Source organism: Actinomadura sp. 3N508 (assembly GCF_044326375.1).
Lineage (GTDB): Bacteria > Actinomycetota > Actinomycetes > Streptosporangiales > Streptosporangiaceae > Spirillospora.
The window spans coordinates 230,735-250,878 of record NZ_JBIRAX010000002.1; the positions used below are offsets into that span (position 1 = coordinate 230,735).

Consider the following 20,144-nt stretch of genomic DNA (forward strand, 5'->3'; position numbering starts at 1 on the left):
CCATGACGATCGCCACCGCCGCGACCGCGGCGTACATCGTCGCGGCGCTGTTCTTCATCCGCGCGCTCGCCGGGCTGTCCCGGCACGAGTCCGCGCGCCTCGGCAACACCTACGGCATGCTCGGCATGGCCGTGGCGCTCGTCGCCACCGTCGCCCTCACCATCGACGGCGACATCGGCGTCCCCGCGTTCGGGCTGCTCGTGGCCGCGATCGCGGCCGGTGCGGTGATCGGCCTGAACCGGGCCGGGGCCGTGGAGATGACCGCGATGCCCGAGCTCATCGCGCTGCTGCACAGCTTCGTCGGGCTGGCCGCCGTGCTGGTCGGCTGGAGCGGCTACCTGCACGTCGAGCGCCATCCGGACGGGGCGGAGGCGGCCGCGCTCGCCCGCGACGACATGCTCGGCATCCACAGCGCCGAGGTCTTCATCGGCGTGTTCATCGGCGCCGTCACCTTCACCGGCTCGATCGTGGCGTTCGGCAAGCTGTCGGGCCGGATGAAGTCCGCGCCGCTGATGCTGCCGGGCAAGAACCTGCTCAACGTCGGGGCGCTCGCGCTCTTCGCCCTGCTCACCGTCGTGTTCGTCGTCGAGCCGGGGGTGTGGCCGCTCATCGCGGTGACCGCGGTGGCGCTGCTGCTCGGCTGGCACCTGGTCGCCTCCATCGGCGGCGGCGACATGCCGGTGGTGGTCTCCATGCTGAACAGCTACTCCGGCTGGGCGGCCGCCGCGTCCGGGTTCCTGCTCGGCAACGACCTGCTGATCATCGTCGGGGCGCTGGTCGGATCCTCGGGCGCCTACCTGTCGGCGATCATGTGCAAGGCGATGAACCGCTCGTTCCTGTCGGTCATCGCGGGCGGCTTCGGGCTTGAGGCGCCCGCCGCGTCCGGCGGCGATCAGGGGCGGCACCGGGAGATCACCGCCGAGGAGTCGGCCGAGGCGCTCGCCGGCGCCTCCTCGGTGATCATCGTGCCGGGCTACGGCATGGCGGTCGCGCAGGCGCAGGCCCCGGTCGCCGCGCTGACCGCGCGGCTGCGGGGCCACGGCGTCCAGGTCAGGTTCGGCATCCACCCGGTGGCCGGGCGCCTGCCCGGCCACATGAACGTGCTGCTGGCCGAGGCCAAGGTGCCCTACGACCTGGTGCTGGAGATGGACGAGATCAACGACGACTTCGGCGACACCGACGTCGTCCTGGTGATCGGCGCCAACGACATCGTCAACCCGGCCGCCGAGGAGGACCCGGCGAGCCCCATCGCGGGCATGCCCGTCCTGGAGGTCTGGAACGCGCGGCAGGTCATCGTGTTCAAGCGGTCGATGGCCACCGGGTACGCGGGCGTCCAGAACCCGCTCTTTTTCCGCGACAACACCCAGATGCTCTTCGGCGACGCCAAGGAACAGGTCGACGAGATCCTCCAGGCGCTCAAGCACCTGACGCCCGAGGCCGGGCGTCCGAAGGCCGCATTGCGATCCTGACGAGCGAGGGGACGCCTCCCCATCCGCGCGGCTTGAACCGGCCACGCGCGGATGGGGACAACGTCCGTTCAGCGTGGTTCCCTACCGTTGGCCCGGAATTCGCGCGGGGCCGCTTCAAGCCTTGGGAGCCACGTGACCACGATCGAATCCCGGACGCCGGAGATCCCGGCGGACGCCTTTCAGCGGACCGCCAGAATCGCCGGTGTCTGGTTCATCCTCACCTTCGCCTTCTCGATCCCGGCGGTGTTCCTGTACGACCCGGTCCTCAATGACGCGGACTACATCCTGGGAGCGGGCGCGGACACGCAGGTGCGGCTCGGGGCCTTCCTTGAGATTCTGACCGCCGTGGCGAACATCGCCACCGCGCTCGTGCTGTTCCCCGTCCTGAGGCGGCAGAGCGAGAGCATCGCCCTCGGCTATGTCGGCCTGCGCATCGTCGAATCGACCATTATCGTGATGGGGATCGTGAGCGTGCTCGCCATTGTGGCGCTGCGGCAGGACCTGGCGGGCGAGGGCGGCGCCGACGCCGCCCTGATCGGCCGGTCGCTGGTGGCGGTGAAGGACCAGACGTTCCTGCTCGGCCCCGCCTTCTGCGCTGGCCTGGGCAACGGTCTGCTGCTGGGCTATCTGATGTACCGGTCGGGCCTGGTGCCGCGTCCCATGGCGCTCATCGGGCTCATCGGAGGACCCATCGCCTGCGCCACCGCGACCGCCGTCCTGTTCGGCGCCTACGAGCAGCAGTCCCCGGTGAATTTCCTGTTCACGGCGCCGGAAATCGTCTGGGAACTGTCCCTGGGGATCTGGCTCGTCACCAAGGGCTTCCGCGCCGCGCGCAGTACGTGATCAGCCCGGCGGACAACGAGTCCGGAAGGCGGCATATGGAGAGGAAGGCGGCTTTACGGATACCGTGACCGGCGTCTGGTGGCGATCAGGCGACCAGGTCGCCGGAACGGTTCCGGCGCCCGATCACGACCATGAGGGATTTCCATGCGAAGAACGACCGATCCGAGCTCCCCATGACCGGCAAGCTCCCACAACGCCGTCACGGGCTCCGCACCACCGCCAAGCCGCTCCCGCACCGTGACGCCCCCCGCTCCCGGCACCATGTGCTCGCAGGAATGCTCTTCGCCTTCGTCATGCTGCTGACGGCATGCGGCGGCGAATCGAAGGCGAGCGATCCGGGCGACGCCAAGCCGAAACAGAACGCGTCGGCCGCGCACAACGCCGACGACGTCATGTACCTGCAGATGATGATCGTGCACCGGCAGCAGGCGCTCGACATGGCCCGGCTCGTCCCCGGCCGCTCCAAGGACGCGGAGGTCACGAAGCTGGCCGCCGCCGTCGAGAAGGAGAGCGCCGGTGAGATACAGCAGATGAGGTCATGGCTCACCGCGTGGTCGAAGCCGACCTCGCTGCAGGGCCCGGCGAACTCCCACGCCGCCCATGGCGGGCTGCCGGCCATCGGCCCCGCGGAGATGAAGACCCTGAAACAGGCCGAAGGCCGCGGTTTCGACATCACCTTCCTCAACCTGCTCCTCGGACACCAGGGCAACGCGGTGGAGATGTCCAAGGTGGAATTGCAGAAGGGAGCCAACCCCGCCGCCAAAACGTATGCCCAAGGCACCATGGAACGCACCAGAGACATGACCAGCCGGCTGCTCGGCATGCTCAACACCTGACACCGGCCGCGAGCGCGACCTCGGCACAGCGCCGAGGTCGCGTTCAACGCGCAGCCGGCACGGGTGACGAGGGCAACCGAGCGGCAGGCGCCCCTCCGGCGACCGAAAGTCGAAGCGTGGATTTCCGCGGCACATCGTGTAAGTGTTGATGTCGGAGCACACTCGTCCGACGTCAATTCCAAACACGGGCATTACCGCAATTCATCGTTTATCGGCATTAAGCACTGAGGGGACTGCAATGGCACACCGTCCAGGCAAAACCGGAAGATTACGCGGCGTTGCGGTCATGACCGCGCTCGCCGTGACCCTGCCACTGGTGGCCACGGCCCCGGCGGCGCAGGCGCGTCCGGCCGCCGCGCCCAACGCCGCCATCGCCTGGCACGTCCACGCCCAGACCGCCATCTACGAGGTCGCCCGCCAGTCACCGACACCCGCCACCCGCAGCTTCGCGATCGTCCAGGGCGCGGTGTACGACGCGGTCAACGCCATCGCCGGCACCCCGTACGAGCCGTACCTGACCGCGCCGGACGCCCGTCCCGGCGACTCGACCCCGGCGGCCGTCGCCACGGCCGCCTACCGCGTGCTCCTCTGGCTGTTCCCCAAGCAGGCCGGCTCGCTGGACGCGCAGTACCGCGAGTCGCTCGCCGCGATCCCCGCCGGCCGGGCCAAGCGCGGCGGCATCCGCGTCGGCGAGGCCGCGGCCGCCGCCATGATCGAGGCCCGCCGCGACGACGGCGCGTTCTCCGACGCGACCTGGCCCGTCGGCACCGAACCGGGCCAGTGGCGGCCGACCCCGCCGGACCATCTCCAGGTCGGCGCCTGGTACGCCACCCTGAAGCCGTTCGTCATCCGGCCCGCCGACTACACCTCCCCCGGGCCCCCGGCACTCGCCGGCAAGGCTTACGCCCGCGCCCTGAACGAGGTGAAGGCCCTCGGCTCGGCCGGCAGCACGGTGCGCACGCCCGAGCAGACCGAGGCGGCGGTCTGGTGGGACGACCTGCGCATGGTGGAGTGGGCGATCGTCCGCCAGCTCGCCACGACGCACCGGCTGAGCACCCTGGAGACGGCCCGCCTGTTCGCCATGGTGGACATCGCGGCGGCCGACACGCTGATCGCCTGCTACCGGGAGAAGAAGCGCTGGCGATTCTGGCGTCCGGTGACGGCGATCCCGCTGGCGAACACCGACGGCAACCCGGCCACCGACGCCGATCCGTCCTGGGCGCCGCTGCGGACCACCGCGCCGTCGGCGGAGTACCCGTCCGGCCACGCCTGCTACACGACGGCTGTCACGGCGGGCCTGCGGGAGTTCTTCGGCCGCGACGATCTCTCGTTCAGCGCGTCCAGCGCCGACTCCGGCACGACCCGCCACTACGACAGCCTCTCCGTCGCGCTGGCCGAGCTGCTCGAAGCCAGGGTCTGGGCAGGGGTCCACTACCGCTTCGCCTCCATCGATGGTTGGCGGCTCGGTACGGCCGTCGCCCGCGACGTCCTCGATCAGGAGTTCCGTCCCCGCCACGGCTAAGGGTCACGGATCGGGCGTGGTGGTGAGGAGGCCGGAGGCGTTCTCGGCGAGCACGGCGAGGAAGGCACTGCTCAGCTCGTCCATGTGGGTGCGCGCGTAGGCGGCCAGGACGCGGGTGATCGCGGGCCTCGGGCGCAGGATGTGGCCCTCGTAGCCGTCCGGGACGAGGTTCGCCGGAAAGAGGGCGGGGCCGAGGCCGGTGGCCGCGAGGATCGGCGCGGACGCGGTCTGCTCCGTGCGCACCGCGGCGTCCGGCCGGAACCCGGCGGCGAGGCAGGCCCGGTCCAGGACGGCGGCGAGCCCGTTGTCCGGCCCGTAGTGGACCCATGGGCGATCGCGGAGCGCGCCGAGCTCGACCTCGTCCGCGCCCTGGAGGGCCAGCGGATCGTCCGCCGGGACGGCCACCACGAACTCCTCCGTGCCGAGCGTCCGCACCGGGCCCGTCCAGCCTGACGGCGGCGGCCCGATGGCCAGGTCGGCCTGCCCGCGCGCCATGGCCTCGGCCAGCTCGCCGGCGTGCCGGTGCTCGAACAGCCGGACGTCGATGCCCGGGTGCAGGCGGCGCCAGGCGCGCAGCGCGGGCGGCAGCACGCCGATGCTGATCGAGTAGACCGTGGCCAGCCGAAGCTCGCCCGCGGCCAGCCCGGCCGCGCGCCGGACGGCGGACTCCGCCTTCGCGGCGTCGGCGAGCGCGGCCCGCGCGTGCGGGAGCATCGCCCGCCCGGCGGGGGTCAGCCCGACCGCCCGCGGCAGCCGCTCCAGGAGGGGCGCGCCGGCCGTCCGCTCCAGCGCCCGGATCTGGTGGGACAGGGCCGGCTGCGTGACGTGGAGCGCCTCCGCCGCCCGGGTGAAGGACCCCTCGTCGACCACGGTGACCAGGTACTGGAGCTGCCGCAGGCTGAGCATGCACGGATTCTATCGATGCGATGAAAAAGATGACTTGGACTTATCCATGCAGGTGGGCCAAGACTTGAAGCCATGCGTACACCATCCAAGGTGGCTCTGGTCGTCGGCGCCCAAGGCGTCATCGGCCGCGGGCTGGTCGAGCACCTGGCGGAGCTGGGCGACTGGGACGTGATCGGCCTGTCCCGCCGCGGCGGGACCGACGCGGGCCGGGTCCGGCACCTGCCGGTCGACCTCCTGGACCGCGACGACTCCGCCAAGCGGCTCGGCGAGCTGGCCCACGTCACCCACATCTTCTACGCCGCCTACCAGGACCGGCCGACCTGGGCCGAGCTGGTGCCGCCCAACCTCGCCATGCTCGTCAACGTGGTCGACGCCGTCGAACCCGTCGCGAAGGGCCTGCGCCACATCAGCCTGATGCAGGGGTACAAGGTCTACGGGGCGCACCTCGGCCCGTTCAAGACCCCGGCCCGCGAGGACGACCCGCCGCACATGCCGCCGGAGTTCAATGTCGATCAGCAGGACTTCCTGGAGAACCGCAGGCAGGGGGCGTCCTGGACCTGGTCGGCCATCCGCCCGTCGGTGGTCTGCGGCTTCGCGCTCGGCAACCCGATGAACCTGGCCATGGTGATCGCCGTCTACGCGTCGATCTCCAAGGAGCTCGGCCTGCCGCTGCGCTTCCCGGGCAGGCCCGGCGCCTACGGCTCGCTCCTGGAGATGACCGACGCGGGGCTGCTGGCCCGCGCCACCGTCTGGGCGGCGACCGACGAGCGCTGCGCCGACCAGGCGTTCAACATCAACAACGGCGACCTGTTCCGCTGGAGCGGGCTGTGGCCCAAGATCGCCCGCTTCTTCGAGCTGGAGGTCGCCGACCCCCTCCCGATGAACCTGGAGACCGTGATGGCGGACAAGGGGCCGCTCTGGTCGTCCATGATCGAGAAGCACGCCCTGGAGCCGCACCCCTACGAGCGGCTCGTCTCCTGGCCCTTCGGCGACGCGGTGTTCTCCTGGGACTACGACGTGTTCGCCGACGGTTCCAAGGCCCGCCGCTTCGGCTTCCACGACCACGTCGACACGGAGCGGATGTTCCTCGACATCTTCACCGGCCTCCGGAATCGCCGCATCATCCCGTGATCCGCCGTCCATGAGGCGCCTCGCGGGTTGACGGGGCGGCGGGCCTGCCGTCATGCTTGATATGTGAACAGTTCTTCAGATGAGCAGCTCTTGATGGCGGACGGCTGCGCGGTGCGGGTCGTGGACGCGCCCAGGGTCGCCTCGGTCCGGGAGCGGATGCCGGCCGAGGCCGACCTCGCCGACACCGCGGAGGTGTTCGGGCTGCTGGCCGACAGCCGGCGGCTGCGGATGCTGGTCGCGCTGCTGGACGGGGAGCTGTGCGTCTGCGACCTCGCCGCCGTCAGCGGCATGAGCGAGTCGGCGGCCTCGCACGCGCTGCGGCTGCTGCGCGCGCACCGGGTGGTGACCGCGCGCCGGTCGGGACGGATGGCCTACTACCGGCTGGCCGACGCGCACGTGCGGATGCTGCTCGATCTGGCGGTCGCGCACATCGAGCACACCGAGGCCGTCCATCCCGAACGGGAGTCGTGATGGGCGTCGGGCACGGGCACGGGCATTCCCCCGGTCCCGCTCAGGCCGCCGGGCACGCCGCCGGGCGGCATCGGTGGCGGCTGGGCGCGGCCTTCGCCCTGATCGGGTCGTTCTTCGTGGTCGAGCTGGTCTACGGGCTGGTCTCGGGGTCCCTGGCGCTGCTCTCGGACGCCGGGCACATGGCCGCGGACGTGGTGACGCTGGCCGCCGCGCTGGTCGCGACCAAGGTCGCCACCCGCCCCGACAGCACCGGGCGGCGGACCTACGGGTCCTACCGGGCCGAGGTGTTCGCCTCCGGGTTCGCGGTGCTCGTGATGCTGGGCACCGCCGCCTACATCACCATCGAGGCCGTGGGACGGATCGGCAGCGAGGTCGAGGTGTCCACCGGGCCCATGCTGGTGGTCGGGGCGCTCGGGCTGCTCGCGAACCTGGCCGCGCTGGTGCTGCTGCGCGGCGGCGCGGCCGAGAGCCTGAACGTCAAGGGCGCCTACCTGGAGGTCGTGGCCGACACCGCCGGGTCGGTCGGGGTCATCGTGGCCGGGATCCTGGTCGCCGCCACCGGGCGGCCCCTGTTCGACACCCTCGTCGCGCTCGCCATCGGGCTGTTCGTGGTGGTCCGCGCCGTGGCGCTGGGACGGCAGGTCGTCGCGGTGCTCGGCCAGCACGCGCCCGAGGGGCTCGACACCCGGACGGTCGAGGGCGAACTCGCCGCCCTCGACGGCGTCCAGGACGTCCACGACCTGCACCTGTGGACGCTGACGTCCGGCATGCACGTCGCCACCGCCCACCTCGTCACCACCAGCGGCGCGGACGCCCACGCCGTCCTGGACCGGGCCCGCGACCTGCTCCGCGACCGGCACGCCATCGCCCACGCCACCCTCCAGGTGGAGCCGCCCGACCACGTCGGCTGCGACGAGGTCGGCTGGTGACCCGCTTCTCCCCGAACCCGCATCGACCCGCCCGGAGGACGTCGTGGCGCTGACCGCGTTGATCATCTATCTCGTCGGGATCGCCACGGCCTTCGGGCTGCGCAGCCTGCTCCAATGGCACCGCACCGGCGACACCGGATTCCGGGGCGGCGGCCTGGCCCCGGGCAGCGTGCAGTGGTGGGCCCGCATCGCCTTCGTCGCCGCGCTGCTCGCCGGCCTCGCCGGTCCCGTCGCCGCGCTGGCCGGGCTGGACCCGGTCGGCGTCCTCGACCGGCCGGTCGTGCGCGGCGCCGGGCTCGTGCTCGCCGTCCTCGGCGTGGCCGCCACCCTCGCGGCGCAGACGTCCATGGGGGCGTCCTGGCGCGTCGGGGTCGACGAGGACGAGCGCACCGCGCTGGTCACCTCCGGCGCGTTCGCCCTGGCCCGCAACCCCATCTTCACGGCCATGATCGTCACCGCCCTCGGGCTGGCCGCCATGGTCCCCAACGCCGTGTCGATCTTCGGGTCGCTGCTCACGGTCGCCGCGATCGAGCTGCAGGTCCGCGCGGTCGAGGAGCCCTACCTGCGCCGCCTCCACGGCGCGGACTACGACCGCTACGCCGCCGCGGTGGGCCGCTTCCTCCCCGGCCTGGGCCGCCGCCCCGCCTGACCGTCCAACCGTCGAATCAGCGCCCGGCGCTAGAACGGTGTGGCCGGAATGAACGGGTTTGTTGCCCGGCGGCGCGTTGGCACCGGCGGTGGTGGAGGAACGGGTGGTACAGGGGGTCGGCTTGAGAGCCGAAAGGGGGCCGTCATGCTGCACGGCATCGACGTCTCGTCCCACAACCCCTCCTTCGATTCCGAGGGGCTGGACTTTGTGATCGTCAAGGCGACCGAGGGCCGCACCTACGAGAACCCCAAGCGGGCCCGGCAGGCCGAGCAGGCCCGCCGGGACGGCTGCGTGGTCGGGTTTTACCATTTCCTGCTCGGCCGGCGGGGCCTGAAGCTCGCCCGGATCAAGGCGCAGGCCCGGTACTTCGTCGAGAACTGCGGCGCCGCGGACGGTGACATCCTGGCCCTGGACTGGGAGACCGACCCGAAGGGGCGCCGCGCCACCAGCGCCCAGAAGGACAAGTTCCTGCGCGAGGTGAAGAAGCTCCGCCCCGGCCACCGGCTGATCCTCTATTGCAACCGCGACCTGTGGACGAGGAAGGGCACCGGCGACTACAAGGCCGACGGGCTCTGGATCGCCGACTACCGCGAGGCCGGTGACCCGCTCATCAAGGACAAGTGGCTCTTCCACCAGTACACCTCCAAGCCGCTCGACAAGAACGTCGCCGACTTCGAGTCCAAGGACGCGCTGAAGGAATGGGCGTCGGGCGCCTGACGGAGGGCCCACGAGCTGCGCGGGAACGGCGGCCGGTCACCGGTAGTGGCCAGTTGTGACCGGGTCACTTGAAGAAAGGTGATCGCCGGGGCCAGGGTGGTCCTTCAGACGCAGCGGGTGGGCCCTCTTCTTTTCCTAGGTGATCTGATGTCGATCGTTCTGGTGCACGGAATCGGCAAGCAACTGGACGGTTCCGTCACCCTGCACGCGCGGCTGTTCCCCGCGCTGCGGCAGGGCCTGCGGTTCGCGGGACGGGACGTCGTCCCGGAAGACGTCACGGTCGCCGGTTACGGCAGGCTGTTCCGTCCGGAGGCGGAGGTTCTCGGGCCCGAGGCCTACTTCGACGCCAACGACGTCGAAGAGGGCTACGAGCAGGAACTCCTCTCGGCCCTGTGGGAACGCGCGGGCGAGGTCGACGACCGTGTCGTTCCGCCCGGTGAGGAGACGCTTTTCCGGAGCCCGGCATGGGTGCAGAAGGCGCTGTACGCGCTGGCCATGTCGCGGTTCTGGAGCGGCGTCGGCGAGCGCGCCTTCATCGGCGATCTGAAACAGGTCCGCCGGTACTTCACCGACGACGCCCTCCGCGCCGCGGCGCAGGCGGAGGTCGCCGCGGCCGTGACGCCCCGGACGCGCGTCATCGTCGCGCATTCGCTCGGGTCGGTGGTCGCGTACGAGGCTCTGTGCGCCCATCCTGAATGGCCGGTGACGACGCTCGTCACGCTGGGTTCGCCGCTCGGGCTGCGGCATCTGGTGCTCGACCGGCTGCGTCCCGCCCCCGGCGAGAAGGACGGAACCGTGCGGGCGCACTGGCCCGGCGGAGTCGGGAGCTGGACGAACATCACCGACGCGGGCGACGTCGTCGCGGTCGTGGAGGATATCCGTCCGTTCTTCGGCGACCGGGTCAGGCAGATCCGGGTGCACAACGGGTCGCAGGCCCACGACATGCGCGCCTATCTGACCGATGAGGCCACCGGCAGGGTGATCGCGGAGGGCATGGGTGGATGAGCCGGGACGGGAGGTCCGAAGGCATCTCATCGCCACGGGCGTGACCGCCGGGCTGGAGAAGAGCGGCGACCTCATCGTCGAATCCGTCGCGCTCATGGCCGACCTGCTGGTCGGGGAATTCGGCTACGAGCGGGTTCCGGGGCTCGGCATCGATCCGACCAGAGAGGAGATGGTGAAGGGCGTCCGGGAATTCTGCGTGCGCTGCACGCCGGACGATCTGCTGGTGATCTACCACACCGGGCACGGCGACATCGGGACCGGCCGCCACCGGCTCTGGATGGGCGACGCTACCGGGGACAAGCTTCTCGGCACGCTCCTGACGGCCGATCTGGTCGAGGCGGCGCTGCTGGACACGGAGCTGAAAAGCCTCCTGCTCATCATCGACACGTGCTTCGCCGGACGCGGCGGCGCCCAGTCCCTCACGGCGGGGATGGAGGCGAGCGGCCGTTCCACCGACAAGACGCTGATGGTGCTGACGGGCGCCCATCCCCTCGAACAGATACGGCCGGGCGACTTCGCGGCATTGTTCAAGGAGGCCGTCCACCATCGGGCGACCGCCGGGCACGAACCGCGTTACCTCGCCCCGCAGGCGCTCTCCGATTACATGAGCACCAGCCCGAACAGGAAAACGTGGCAGACCATCTCGTGCAGCACGCTTTTCAGTTCGGCTGAGAACCAGCGTTTTTTCGCCAACCCGCGCTACGAACCGCGGCTGCACGGCTTCGACGTCCTTTCCCAGCTCATCATGGTGGAACAGGCGGCGCGCGAGGAGGAACTGCGCAGCCATTTCCTCCCCCGGGCGCGCGGCGTGGACGTCCCGTCCGAGGTCGCCTGGCGGTTCGTCGGGCGGCACGCGGCGCTGGGCGAGCTCACCCGCTGGCTGTCGGATCCCGCCGCGGGGACGCTGCGGGTCGTGACCGGCGGCCCCGGCTCGGGCAAGTCCGCGGTGCTGGCCAGGCTGGCCGTGCTCAGCGACCCGGGGCAGCGGTCCACGGTCCCGCTCGACGGGGTTCCGGCGCATACCGTCCCCGCCGCCGGGTCGATCGACGTGCCCGTCCACGCCCGCGGCAAGACCGCGGGCCAGATCCTGGCCGCGCTCGCGGCGGCGGCCGAGGTGAACGCCACCACGCCCGGCGAGCTGCTCCGGGGCGTGCGGCAGCGCGGCGGGCTGGTCGCGATCATCGACGCGGTGGACGAGACCGTCGATCCGGACCATGTCGTCACCTGGCTGCTCCGGCCGCTGATCCGCGGCGCGGAGCCGGGCGGGCTACGGCTCGTCCTCGGCACCCGGAAACATCTCGTCCACCGGCTGGTCCGGGCGGAGCAGCCGGAGCAGGCGCTCGACCTGGACGCGCCCGAGTACGCCGACGGGCCGAGCCTGCGCCGGTACGCGACGCGGTGCCTGCGCGAGAGCACCGCGGGCTCCCCGTTCCGCGACGTGCCCGACGAGGTGGTGGAGCCGGTCGCGGCGGCCGTGGCGGCGGCCGGCCGGTCCTTCCTCGTCGCGCTCATCGTCTCCCGCACGCTCGCCGCCGGCGACGGGATCCCCGACACGGCCGACCCCGCCTGGCGGGCATCGCTGCCCGCGACGGCCGCGGACGCCATGCACCAGGACCTGGAGACCCGGCTGGGCCCCGACGCGGAGCGGGCGAGGGAGCTGCTGCGTCCCCTCGCGTACGCGCACGGGGCGGGCCTGCCCTGGGCGGGGACGTGGGCTCCGCTGGCCTCGGAGCTCAGCGGCCGGATGCACACGGACGAGGACATCGTCTGGCTGATGAAGAACGCCGGCGCCTACGTCATCGAGGCCCTGGAAGACGGCTCGTCGGTCTACCGCCTCTACCATCTCGCGCTGGCCGAGTACCTGCGGATGGGCCAGGCCGACAGCGACGTGCACGGCGCATTCGTCACGTTCCTGGAAAGCCGGGCCCCCGAGCTCGCGCCCGGACACCGCGACTGGACCCGCGCCCCCGCCTACGCGCGGGCGCACCTCGCGACGCACGCGAGCGCGGCGGGGACGTTCGGCCGGTTCATCACCGACGGCCTCTACCTCGCGACGGCCGCCTCCGCCGCCGTGATCGCCGCGCTCCCCTCGCTCACCGCCCCGGCGGAGACCGGGGCGGCCGCCGCCTACCAGCGGACGCTCCATCTCATGCGGGACGCCACCGTCCCCGAGCGGCTCTCCTACCTGGAGCTGTGGGGGCACCGCCTCGGCGCCGGCGCGCTGGTCGCGCACGTCCGCGCCTGCCCCATCGCCCGCCCCTGGAGCACGGACTGGGCGCAGTGGCCGGTGGAGCATCCGCACCGGGTCCTGCCGGGCCACGCCGCGATCGCCTCGGTCACGGTCCCGGCCATGGAACCGCCCACGGCGATCACCGCCGGAAGGGACGGCTCCCTCCACGTCTGGGATCTGCGGACCGCCGAACCGCTGGCCCACCGGGACCTCGGCCGCGCGCCGCTGCTCTCGGTCCGCGCCGTCGCCTCGCCCGGCGGGCCCGGTCTGGTGGCCGTCCTCGGCGCCGACCTCAAGCTGCACCGCCTGGACCTCGGCACGTGGACGCCGCACGAGCCCATCCTCCCCGCGTCCTGGCGGCGGCGCGCGGTGGCCTGGCTGACCGAACCCGACCCGGTGCTGCTGTGCGGGCGCCTGGCGGACGGTCGCCTCGCCGCGTTCGTCGGCGGCAAGGGATGCCCCGCGGCGATCTGGGACCTTCGCTCGGGAGAACGGCTGAGCGTGCTCCGCGACACGGGCCCGTTCTGGAAGCCCGTCGCCTTCGGGGAGCTGCGCGGCCGCCGCCCCGTCCTGCTGATGCGACGTCCGAGAGGCCCGCAGACCGCCTTCCAGTACTGGGATGTGGCGACCGGGCAGTCGCTGGTCCCCGTGACCAGGATCCCTCCCGGCAAGGCGACGTTCCTCGTCGCCGACACCGTCTACTTCCGGGACGCCGCGAAGAGACCGGTCGCGGCGCTCATCTTCGGCAGGCGGGTGCGCTGCGTGGATCTGGTGCGCAACGTCGAGATCTACAGCGCGGAAGCGCTCTCCAGCGGAGCCGGCCAGCGGGAGATGCGGGCGGTCACGAGACGCGTCCAGAAGCTCGTCGCCCGCCACTACCCGGACGCGGAACCCCTGGTGGGAGCGGCCGAGCGTGCCGAGGAGCTGGTCATCGACCTCGTCTCCGGCGAGACGGCCGGGCCGGGCGGCATCGGCGGCGTCTACACCGACGACCGCCACGCTCTGCGGATCGGCCTGACCGTGGACGGCGTCGAGAGGGAGGCCACGCTCTCCGGGCACACGGCCCGGATCGCGGAGGTCGCCGCGGCCGCCGTCGACGACGGCAGCGTGATCGTGACGGTGAGCGACGACGGCTCGGCACGCCTGTGGGACCTGGACGCCATCGCGCGCGCCGCACCGGGCGAACGGCCCGGCCGGTCGTCCCCCGTCTACCGGGTGACCGTCGGCACCCTCCCCGGTGGTGACCGCGTCCTGCTCTCGCTGGGCGCGGCGGGAGTCCTCCTCTGGGAGGCCGAACGCGGGGCCGTCCGGGCCGAACTCGCGGGACCCGACGCGCCGGGGTCGTCCACCGTCGCGCTGGTGGACGACGGGGCAGGCCGCCTCGCCGCCGTCGCCTTCGGGACGGACGGAGCGGCGCGGATCTGGGACGCCGGGACCGGCGAACCGAAGGGCGCCGTCGGCATCCATCCCCGCAGCTGGGCCATCAGGACGGCCTCCCTGAAACGTGATGACGGGACGGTCGCGCTGGTGACCTCGGGCCACGGCGACTTCTCGCTCGCGTGGGACCTGCCGGGATGGTCGTTCCGCAAGAGGCTGCACGGGCACGCGGGCCGGGCCGCCGACGTGGACTGCGGCCGGGACCACCGCGGGCGGCCCATCGCCGTGACCGCCGGAACCGACGGCCGCGTCTGCGTGTGGAACCTCACCACCTTCCGGCGCCGGAGACTGCGCTCGTTCCGCCGGTGGCGATCCCTCTCGCGCCGGATGTCCCTCCGCGCGGCCGCGGTCCGCCTCCTGACCGGCGCACACCCCGCCCGGATGGCGGTCGTGCTGCTCCAGAACGGCACCATGCAGATCATCGACCTCGGCACCGGCCGGGTCGTTCCGCTGGGTATGGACCGGATCCCCGCGAGGGCCTCCCATCTGGCGACCGCGTCCCTCACCGATGGCCGGAGCATCATCGTGACGGCGAACGACCGGGGCGTCGTCATGGCCTGGGAGATGTCGATGGGCTCGATCCGCCACCGCACCGCCGTGCTGCTCGACCTGGCAGCGTGGATCGACCTGGAGGTGCCCCTGCACAGCATCGAAATGGAACCGGACGGGCTGCTGGTGGCCGGCACGGCGCACGGCATCTCCTGCCTGCGCCTCACCCTGGAGACCGACCCCGTCCCCGGTCCCGGCCCGGCGCCGGGCTAGCGCCAGCCGTACAGCCACCGCGTCGCCTGGATCGCGGCGAAGGACGCCACGACGCCGATCACCCCCGCCCAGCAGGACACGCCCACCAGCTGCGAGGTGGCGTCGCGGGCCAGGTCGCCGAGCCACGGCGGCCCGGCCCATGGCGTCCCGTCCCGCAAGGGCGCGAACACGCCGATGATCCCGGTCACGCCCAGGGTGAAGCCGAAGAGGCCGGGGAGTTCCCACTCGGGGCGGCCGAAGGGGAGGGCGATGAACAGGAGGACGATCGGCCAGCAGGCGGTGAAGCCCGACGCCACGAGGTCCATGCTGCGCTGATCGATCGTCCCCGAGCCGTCCAGCCCGGCCCGGACGATGAGCAGCGACCACAGCAGGCCCGCCTCGACCAGCAGCGTGAGCGGGGCCGCGTGCGCCGCCCACAGCGGGGTCCGCCACCGGAAGCGGTCGCCGAAGAGCCGTCCGAGCCGCGGCGTTCTGGAGGCCGGGGCATGCTCGGAGACGAACCGCCAGCGCGTGTCGGCGGTCGCCCTCCGGGCCACGTAGAGCGCGAACAGCATCAGTGCCACGGATTTCAGCATCGCGGACCAGCCGGTCCAGCCGACGACGGTGAGCAGTTCGTCCCGCGCGGCCATCGGGAGGGTGAGCGCCTCCGGCGGGGCGGGCAGATCCGCCATCGAGAATCCCAGCCACCCGGTTCCGGCGACGGCGTAGACGACGTGGTGGACGGTGCCCGGGGAGAGGAGGGTCAGCATCAGGCCGGCCACCGCGATGACCGGAGCCATCTCGACCAGCCGGCCAGACGCCGCCGCCGAAACCTCCGCGCCGATGCCCGGCGCGCCGTCCTCCACCATTCTCATGGCGACGCCCGTCCAGAACGCCGCGCCGAGGACGATCGTGGTCATCAGGCCCGCGAGCAGCCGGTCGGCCGCCGCTCTCCACGCATGCGACATGCGCGCCCGCAGCGGTGGCCTGAGCGCCCGGCTGTCGAACACGATGGGAGCGCCGTCCATGGGGCCTCCCCTAGGCCGACGACCGGGACGCGTGCGTGACCTCTGTCCAGATGCGGACCACGAGCGTGACCAGGGTCAAGAGCAAAGCGCCAACGAGCAGGATCCGAAGGATCGCGCTGTCGGGGAGTATCCCGGCCAGGGCCGACACCGCGGCGGCGAGCCCGGTGACGATCACCACCGAGACCGTGATGACGTAGACGCGGACGCGGCCCTTCGTCCAGAACCACACGCCGTTGACCGGGTCGTCTCGCCGGGACGGCCGAGGCCGGACGCGCAGATTCTCCAAATACCGGGAGTCCCAGAGTAAGGCCAGCAGCAGCACGGGAAAGACCTGAGCGATGGTGGTGTAGAACTCGCCATGACCCATCGCCCGCCGCTCGCTTCCCGCTCGCCCGTTCCGCCCGATTCACCGTATCGAGGGACAGGAACGGCGTCATTGGGTCGCCAGGTCCGGTCACCAGGTCCGGTCACCGGCTCTGTCACCAGCTCTGGTCACCGGGGCGGACCGTCATCTGGTTGACGGCGATCCGGCGCTCTCGCGTGACGATGTAGCCGATGGCGTCCGCGACGTCGTCCGGCCGCAGCGGTTCGATCCCGGCGACCTGCCGGCGGGCCGCGTCCTGGGTGATCTCGTTGAGGTGGTCCATCAGCTCGGTGTCGACGGCGCCCGGCTCCACCACGCTGACCCGGACCCCGTCCGCGGCGAGCTCCCGCCGGATCGACTCGGCGAACGCGTTCAGGCCCGACTTGGTCAGGCTGTAGACGCTGCTGCCCGGCCAGGCGGCCGGGCCGGCCGCCGAACCGACGTTCACCAGGTCGGCCACCTCCCGCGGCGACGTCGACGCCGCGTAGATCAGGTGCGGGACGGCGGCGTGCGTGACGTGCAGCAGCGCCGCCACGTTGAGCGAGACCATCCGGTCCCATTCCGCCACGGTGGTGTGCAGCGCCGAGCCGAGGAGCCTGATCCCGGCGTTGTTGACGAGCACGTCCAGGCGGCCGAGCCGGTCCAGCGTCTGCTGCACGGCGTGCTCGGCGCGTTCGGGCTCGGTGATGTCGGCGGCCACGGTGATGGAGTGCCCGCCCGATCCGGTGATGTCGCGCGCGACCCGGTCCAGGCGGTCGCCGCGGCGGGCGACCAGCGCGACCGCCGCGCCCTCCCGGGCCAGGCGCCGCGCGGTCGCGGCACCTATCCCGCTGCTGGCGCCGGTGACGAGCGCGACGGCTCCGTCCAGCGGCTGTTCGGCCACGGCGGCCTCACTCCCTCCCACGGTCGGCTCGGCGCGAACGCCGGTACGGCAAGGCTCGCCAGGAGGGCCGCCGGGCCGCACCAGGGTGTCTCCCTGGTCGGGCCGGGCCAGGGAGTGCGTCAGCCGGGTTCGCCGTGCGGGAGGGTGCCGGGGAGCTGCCTGCGGGAGGTGATCCCGAGCTTGGTGAAGATCTTGCGGAGGTGCCACTCGACGGTGCGGGGGCTCAGGAAGAGGCGGGCCCCGACCTCCGGGTTGGACAGGCCGTCCCGCACGAGCAGGGCGATCTGCCGTTCCTGCGGCGTCAGCGCCTCGCCCGCCGAGCTCTCGGCCTTGCGCCTGCGGACGGTCTCGCCGCCGGCGAGGAGCTCGCGCCGGGCGCGCTCGGCGAACGCCGCCATCCCGATCGACACGAACATCTCGTAGGCGGTGCGCAGGTGGGTCCGCGCCTCGTCGCGCCTGGCGTCCGGCCGGGCGTCGCGCCGGGCGTTCCGGCGCAGCCACTCGCCGTAGAGGAGGTGGGCGCGGGCCAGTTCGGGGCGCAGGATCGTCCGGCCCAGCCGTTCGATCGCCTCGCGGTAGAGGCCGTCCGCGGCCGCGTCATCGCTCAGCAGGGCGCGGCAGCGGGTCAGGATTCCCTGTGCCCAGTCCGTGTCGCAGGGTCCCGCCGCGCCCGCGAGGTCGTCGAGTGCCCCTTGGGCGGACGTGCCGTCCCCGGTGCGCGCCGCCGCCTCGACCAGCTCGGACAGCGCCCACTGGGCGCTGAGCACGTTGGCGCTCTGGACGGCGGCCCGCGCCGCCGGCAGCGCCCGCTCATGGTCGGCGAGCCCGTTGTAGAGGATCGCCGCCGCCCGCTGAGCGGACGCGACGCCGTTCAGCTGGCCGCCGGCGGCCGCCTCCTCGATCGTGGCGGCGATCAGCTCCTCCGCCTCGGGGCGCCCGCCCCGCATCGCCGCCAGCAGGACCCGGGTGTGCGGCGTCATGGGCACGCCCGTCGCGGCGGTGGCGGCGTCGGCCTGCGCGGCGATCGCGTCCGCGGTGGCGAAGTCGCCGGTCAGCGTGACCGGTATCCCCCACGCGTGGAGGTAGATCGGCAGCTCGGACAGGGCTCCGGCGGCGCGGATCTCCTCGACGGCGCGGGCGGGCAGCTCGGGCATGATCCGGTCCTCCCAGAGGAGCCCGGTCAGGCCGCAGGCGGCCCAGCCCCATTTCAGGACGTCCCGCATCGGCAGGCCGGCGAGCGCGGCCAGCGCCTTCCGCAGTGTGGGCAGCGCGGCGCTCCGGCCGTCGGTGATGAGCAGCGCGTAGCCGGCGATCACCAGGTCCAGGGCGCTCGGGGCGCCCTCGGGTGCGGGCAGGTCCCGCATCGCGCGGGAGACGGCCATGAGGCTGTCGCGGTTCGCGGCCCCGAACGACGCGCTGCCCCAGGCGACGAGGTAGGTCTCCCGTGCCAGCGCCGGGTCGAAGGGCTCCAGACGCCGCGCGGCCGTGAGCAGCATCGGCGGCGCGTCGTTGTTGAAGCCCGCCGCGAAGGTGAGGTGGCCGCGGACGAGGTGGGCCCGCGCCCGCTGGAACTCGTCCTGGGCGTCCCGGTCGGCGATGCCGGCGAGCCTGCGCGCGACGTCGAGGTCGCCCGCGCGGAAGCCGGCGTCGGCGGCCGCCAAGGCGCGTTCGGCGCGCCGCGCGGGATCGGCGGTCAGCGCGACGGAGCGCTGCAGGAACGCCGCCGCGGTGGCCGGCCCGCCGCGCGCCTGCGCCCGGTCCGCCGACCGTTCCAGCTCGGCGGCGACGGCCTCGTCCGGCAGGACCGTCGCGGACGCCAGGTGCCAGGCGCGGCGGTCCGGGTCGGCCTCCGGGTCGGTGACCTCCGCCAGCGCCAGATGCACCGCGCGGCGGTCCCGCTCCTCCGCCGCCCCGTACACGGCCGACCGGACGAGCGGATGCCGGAAGATCACCCGCGCGTCGAACACCAGCAGGCCGTCCGTCCCGCTCGCCAGCGCCGGGGCCGGGTCGATCCCGAGCCGTTCGGCGGCCCGCCAGACGAGGGCGGGATCGCCGGTCGGCTCGGCGGCGGCGATCAGCAGGAGCGTGCGGGTCTGCTCGGGGAGGTCGTCGATCCGGGCGAGGAAGCTCTGCTCGATCCGTCCCGGCAGGGTGTCCGGCCGGCCGGGCGGCGTGCCGGCGCGTCCCGGCCGGGTGCGGGCATGCAGGAGACCGAATCCGCCCGCTATCTGGGTCACGGTCAGCCCGCGCGGCAGTTCCAGCAGGGCGAGCGGGTTGCCCTGCGCCTCGGCCACGAGCCGCGCGCGGATGGGCCGGTCGAGCCGGGCGTGCGTCACCGAGTCCAGCAGGGTGTGGGCGTCGGCGTCGCTCAGCCCGGTGACCTCCAGTTCCGGCAGCCCGAGCAGGTCCCTGGGCCGCTGCCGGGCGGCGAAGACGAGGGCGACCGACTCGGCCAGCAGCCGGCGGGCGACGAAACCGAGGACCTGCGCCGAGGCCCGGTCCATCCACTGCGCGTCGTCGACCGCGCACAGCAGGGGGCTCTCCCCGGACGCCGCCGACAGCAGGCCCAGCACCGCCAGCCCGACCAGGAAGCGTTCCGGCGGGGGCCCTTCGCGCGTCCCGAACACCGTCTCCAGAGCGTCGCGCTGCGGTCCGGGGAGTTCCCCCAGCCGGCCCAGGAGTGGCGCGCACAGCTGGTGGAGGGTGGCGAAGGCCAGCTCCACCTCGGACTCGACCCCGCCCGCGCGCAGCACCTGCACCCCGGTCGCGGCGCGCTCCGCGTACTCCAGCAGCGCCGACTTCCCGACGCCGGCCGTGCCGTGCACCACGAGCACGCGGCTCTGCCCGGTGCGGACGGCCGCGAGCAGCTGATCGAGGGCGGCGCGCTCCGGGCCCCGGCCGAGCAGTTCGACGTTCTCTCCGTGCCCGGCCCCGCGTGCGCGCTGGTCCACCCGCCACCCGACCTCTATTGCGGACAAATGTT

At 72.7% G+C, this 20,144-nt stretch carries 16 protein-coding genes; 11 read left to right on the plus strand and 5 right to left on the minus strand.

The features are described 5' to 3' along the window. Positions 1-2 precede the first annotated feature (2 nt). The 4 genes from pntB (at position 3) to ACH34S_RS07415 (ending at position 4,670) form a co-directional block, all read left to right on the plus strand. Positions 3-1,469, plus strand: coding sequence for a Re/Si-specific NAD(P)(+) transhydrogenase subunit beta (pntB, locus tag ACH34S_RS07400; protein ID WP_395951668.1), 1,467 nt, complete (start codon positions 3-5; stop codon positions 1,467-1,469). 132 nt (positions 1,470-1,601) lie between these two features. Then, complete coding sequence (locus ACH34S_RS07405; protein ID WP_395951669.1) at positions 1,602-2,312, plus strand: DUF4386 domain-containing protein; 711 nt, start codon at positions 1,602-1,604, stop codon at positions 2,310-2,312. A 131-nt stretch (positions 2,313-2,443) separates the two neighbouring features. Beyond that, a complete protein-coding gene (locus tag ACH34S_RS07410; RefSeq protein WP_395951670.1) occupies positions 2,444-3,148 on the plus strand; it encodes a DUF305 domain-containing protein in 705 nt (234 codons plus the stop codon). Between the two features lie 286 nt (positions 3,149-3,434). Next, the gene (locus ACH34S_RS07415; RefSeq protein WP_395951671.1) at positions 3,435-4,670 is read left to right on the plus strand and encodes a vanadium-dependent haloperoxidase; all 1,236 of its coding nucleotides are present in this window, start codon (positions 3,435-3,437) and stop codon (positions 4,668-4,670) included. Positions 4,671-4,673: 3 nt separating this feature from the next. On the opposite strand, the gene ACH34S_RS07420 is transcribed toward ACH34S_RS07415, so the two are convergent. Next, positions 4,674-5,576: a LysR substrate-binding domain-containing protein gene (locus ACH34S_RS07420; RefSeq protein WP_395951672.1), complete on the minus strand. Its 903-nt coding sequence runs from the start codon at positions 5,574-5,576 to the stop codon at positions 4,674-4,676. A gap of 72 nt (positions 5,577-5,648) precedes the next feature. On the opposite strand from ACH34S_RS07420, the gene ACH34S_RS07425 reads away from it, so the two are divergent. The 7 genes from ACH34S_RS07425 (at position 5,649) to ACH34S_RS07455 (ending at position 14,907) form a co-directional block, all read left to right on the plus strand. Further along, positions 5,649-6,707 (plus strand): SDR family oxidoreductase, encoded by a 1,059-nt coding sequence (locus ACH34S_RS07425; protein WP_395951673.1) that lies wholly within the window; start codon positions 5,649-5,651, stop codon positions 6,705-6,707. Positions 6,708-6,770: 63 nt separating this feature from the next. Further along, the gene (locus ACH34S_RS07430) at positions 6,771-7,178 is read left to right on the plus strand and encodes an ArsR/SmtB family transcription factor (protein ID WP_395951674.1); all 408 of its coding nucleotides are present in this window, start codon (positions 6,771-6,773) and stop codon (positions 7,176-7,178) included. Further along, positions 7,178-8,107, plus strand: a complete 930-nt coding sequence (locus ACH34S_RS07435) for a cation diffusion facilitator family transporter (RefSeq protein WP_395951675.1) — start codon at positions 7,178-7,180, stop codon at positions 8,105-8,107. Before ACH34S_RS07430 ends, ACH34S_RS07435 begins: the two co-directional genes overlap by 1 nt. A gap of 43 nt (positions 8,108-8,150) precedes the next feature. Further along, complete coding sequence (locus tag ACH34S_RS07440) at positions 8,151-8,756, plus strand: methyltransferase family protein (protein WP_395951676.1); 606 nt, start codon at positions 8,151-8,153, stop codon at positions 8,754-8,756. 144 nt (positions 8,757-8,900) lie between these two features. Beyond that, entirely contained in the window at positions 8,901-9,473 is a 573-nt protein-coding gene (locus ACH34S_RS07445; protein WP_395951677.1) for a glycoside hydrolase family 25 protein, read from the plus strand. A gap of 147 nt (positions 9,474-9,620) precedes the next feature. Continuing rightward, positions 9,621-10,478: a hypothetical protein gene (locus ACH34S_RS07450; protein WP_395951678.1), complete on the plus strand. Its 858-nt coding sequence runs from the start codon at positions 9,621-9,623 to the stop codon at positions 10,476-10,478. Then, positions 10,471-14,907 carry a hypothetical protein gene (locus ACH34S_RS07455; RefSeq protein ID WP_395951679.1) on the plus strand — a complete coding sequence of 1,479 codons (4,437 nt, stop codon included), beginning with the start codon at positions 10,471-10,473 and terminating at the stop codon, positions 14,905-14,907. The genes ACH34S_RS07450 and ACH34S_RS07455 overlap by 8 nt, the downstream gene beginning before the upstream one ends. Here the strand turns inward: ACH34S_RS07455 and ACH34S_RS07460 are convergent. The 4 genes from ACH34S_RS07460 to ACH34S_RS07475 form a co-directional block, all read right to left on the minus strand. After that, complete coding sequence (locus ACH34S_RS07460; RefSeq protein ID WP_395951680.1) at positions 14,904-15,914, minus strand: hypothetical protein; 1,011 nt, start codon at positions 15,912-15,914, stop codon at positions 14,904-14,906. The genes ACH34S_RS07455 and ACH34S_RS07460 overlap by 4 nt on opposite strands. Before the next feature lie 10 nt (positions 15,915-15,924). Beyond that, a complete protein-coding gene (locus tag ACH34S_RS07465; RefSeq protein WP_395951681.1) occupies positions 15,925-16,281 on the minus strand; it encodes a hypothetical protein in 357 nt (118 codons plus the stop codon). 112 nt (positions 16,282-16,393) lie between these two features. Further along, complete coding sequence (locus ACH34S_RS07470; RefSeq protein WP_395951682.1) at positions 16,394-17,161, minus strand: SDR family NAD(P)-dependent oxidoreductase; 768 nt, start codon at positions 17,159-17,161, stop codon at positions 16,394-16,396. Positions 17,162-17,280: 119 nt separating this feature from the next. Continuing rightward, complete coding sequence (locus tag ACH34S_RS07475) at positions 17,281-20,112, minus strand: ATP-binding protein (RefSeq protein WP_395951683.1); 2,832 nt, start codon at positions 20,110-20,112, stop codon at positions 17,281-17,283. Positions 20,113-20,144: the final 32 nt, after the last annotated feature.

Excerpts from the sequence above, each read along its gene's own strand:
- ACH34S_RS07445 (WP_395951677.1), top strand. The coding sequence starts at position 8,901 with ATGCTGCACGGCATCGACGTCTCGTCCCACAACCCCTCCTTCGATTCC.
- ACH34S_RS07410 (WP_395951670.1), top strand. The coding sequence starts at position 2,444 with ATGAGGGATTTCCATGCGAAGAACGACCGATCCGAGCTCCCCATGACC.
- ACH34S_RS07435 (WP_395951675.1), top strand. The coding sequence starts at position 7,178 with ATGGGCGTCGGGCACGGGCACGGGCATTCCCCCGGTCCCGCTCAGGCC.
- ACH34S_RS07420 (WP_395951672.1), bottom strand. The coding sequence starts at position 5,576 with ATGCTCAGCCTGCGGCAGCTCCAGTACCTGGTCACCGTGGTCGACGAG.
- pntB (WP_395951668.1), top strand. The coding sequence starts at position 3 with ATGACGATCGCCACCGCCGCGACCGCGGCGTACATCGTCGCGGCGCTG.
- ACH34S_RS07425 (WP_395951673.1), top strand. The coding sequence starts at position 5,649 with ATGCGTACACCATCCAAGGTGGCTCTGGTCGTCGGCGCCCAAGGCGTC.
- ACH34S_RS07415 (WP_395951671.1), top strand. The coding sequence starts at position 3,435 with ATGACCGCGCTCGCCGTGACCCTGCCACTGGTGGCCACGGCCCCGGCG.
- ACH34S_RS07465 (WP_395951681.1), bottom strand. The coding sequence starts at position 16,281 with ATGGGTCATGGCGAGTTCTACACCACCATCGCTCAGGTCTTTCCCGTG.
- ACH34S_RS07450 (WP_395951678.1), top strand. The coding sequence starts at position 9,621 with ATGTCGATCGTTCTGGTGCACGGAATCGGCAAGCAACTGGACGGTTCC.
- ACH34S_RS07460 (WP_395951680.1), bottom strand. The coding sequence starts at position 15,914 with ATGGACGGCGCTCCCATCGTGTTCGACAGCCGGGCGCTCAGGCCACCG.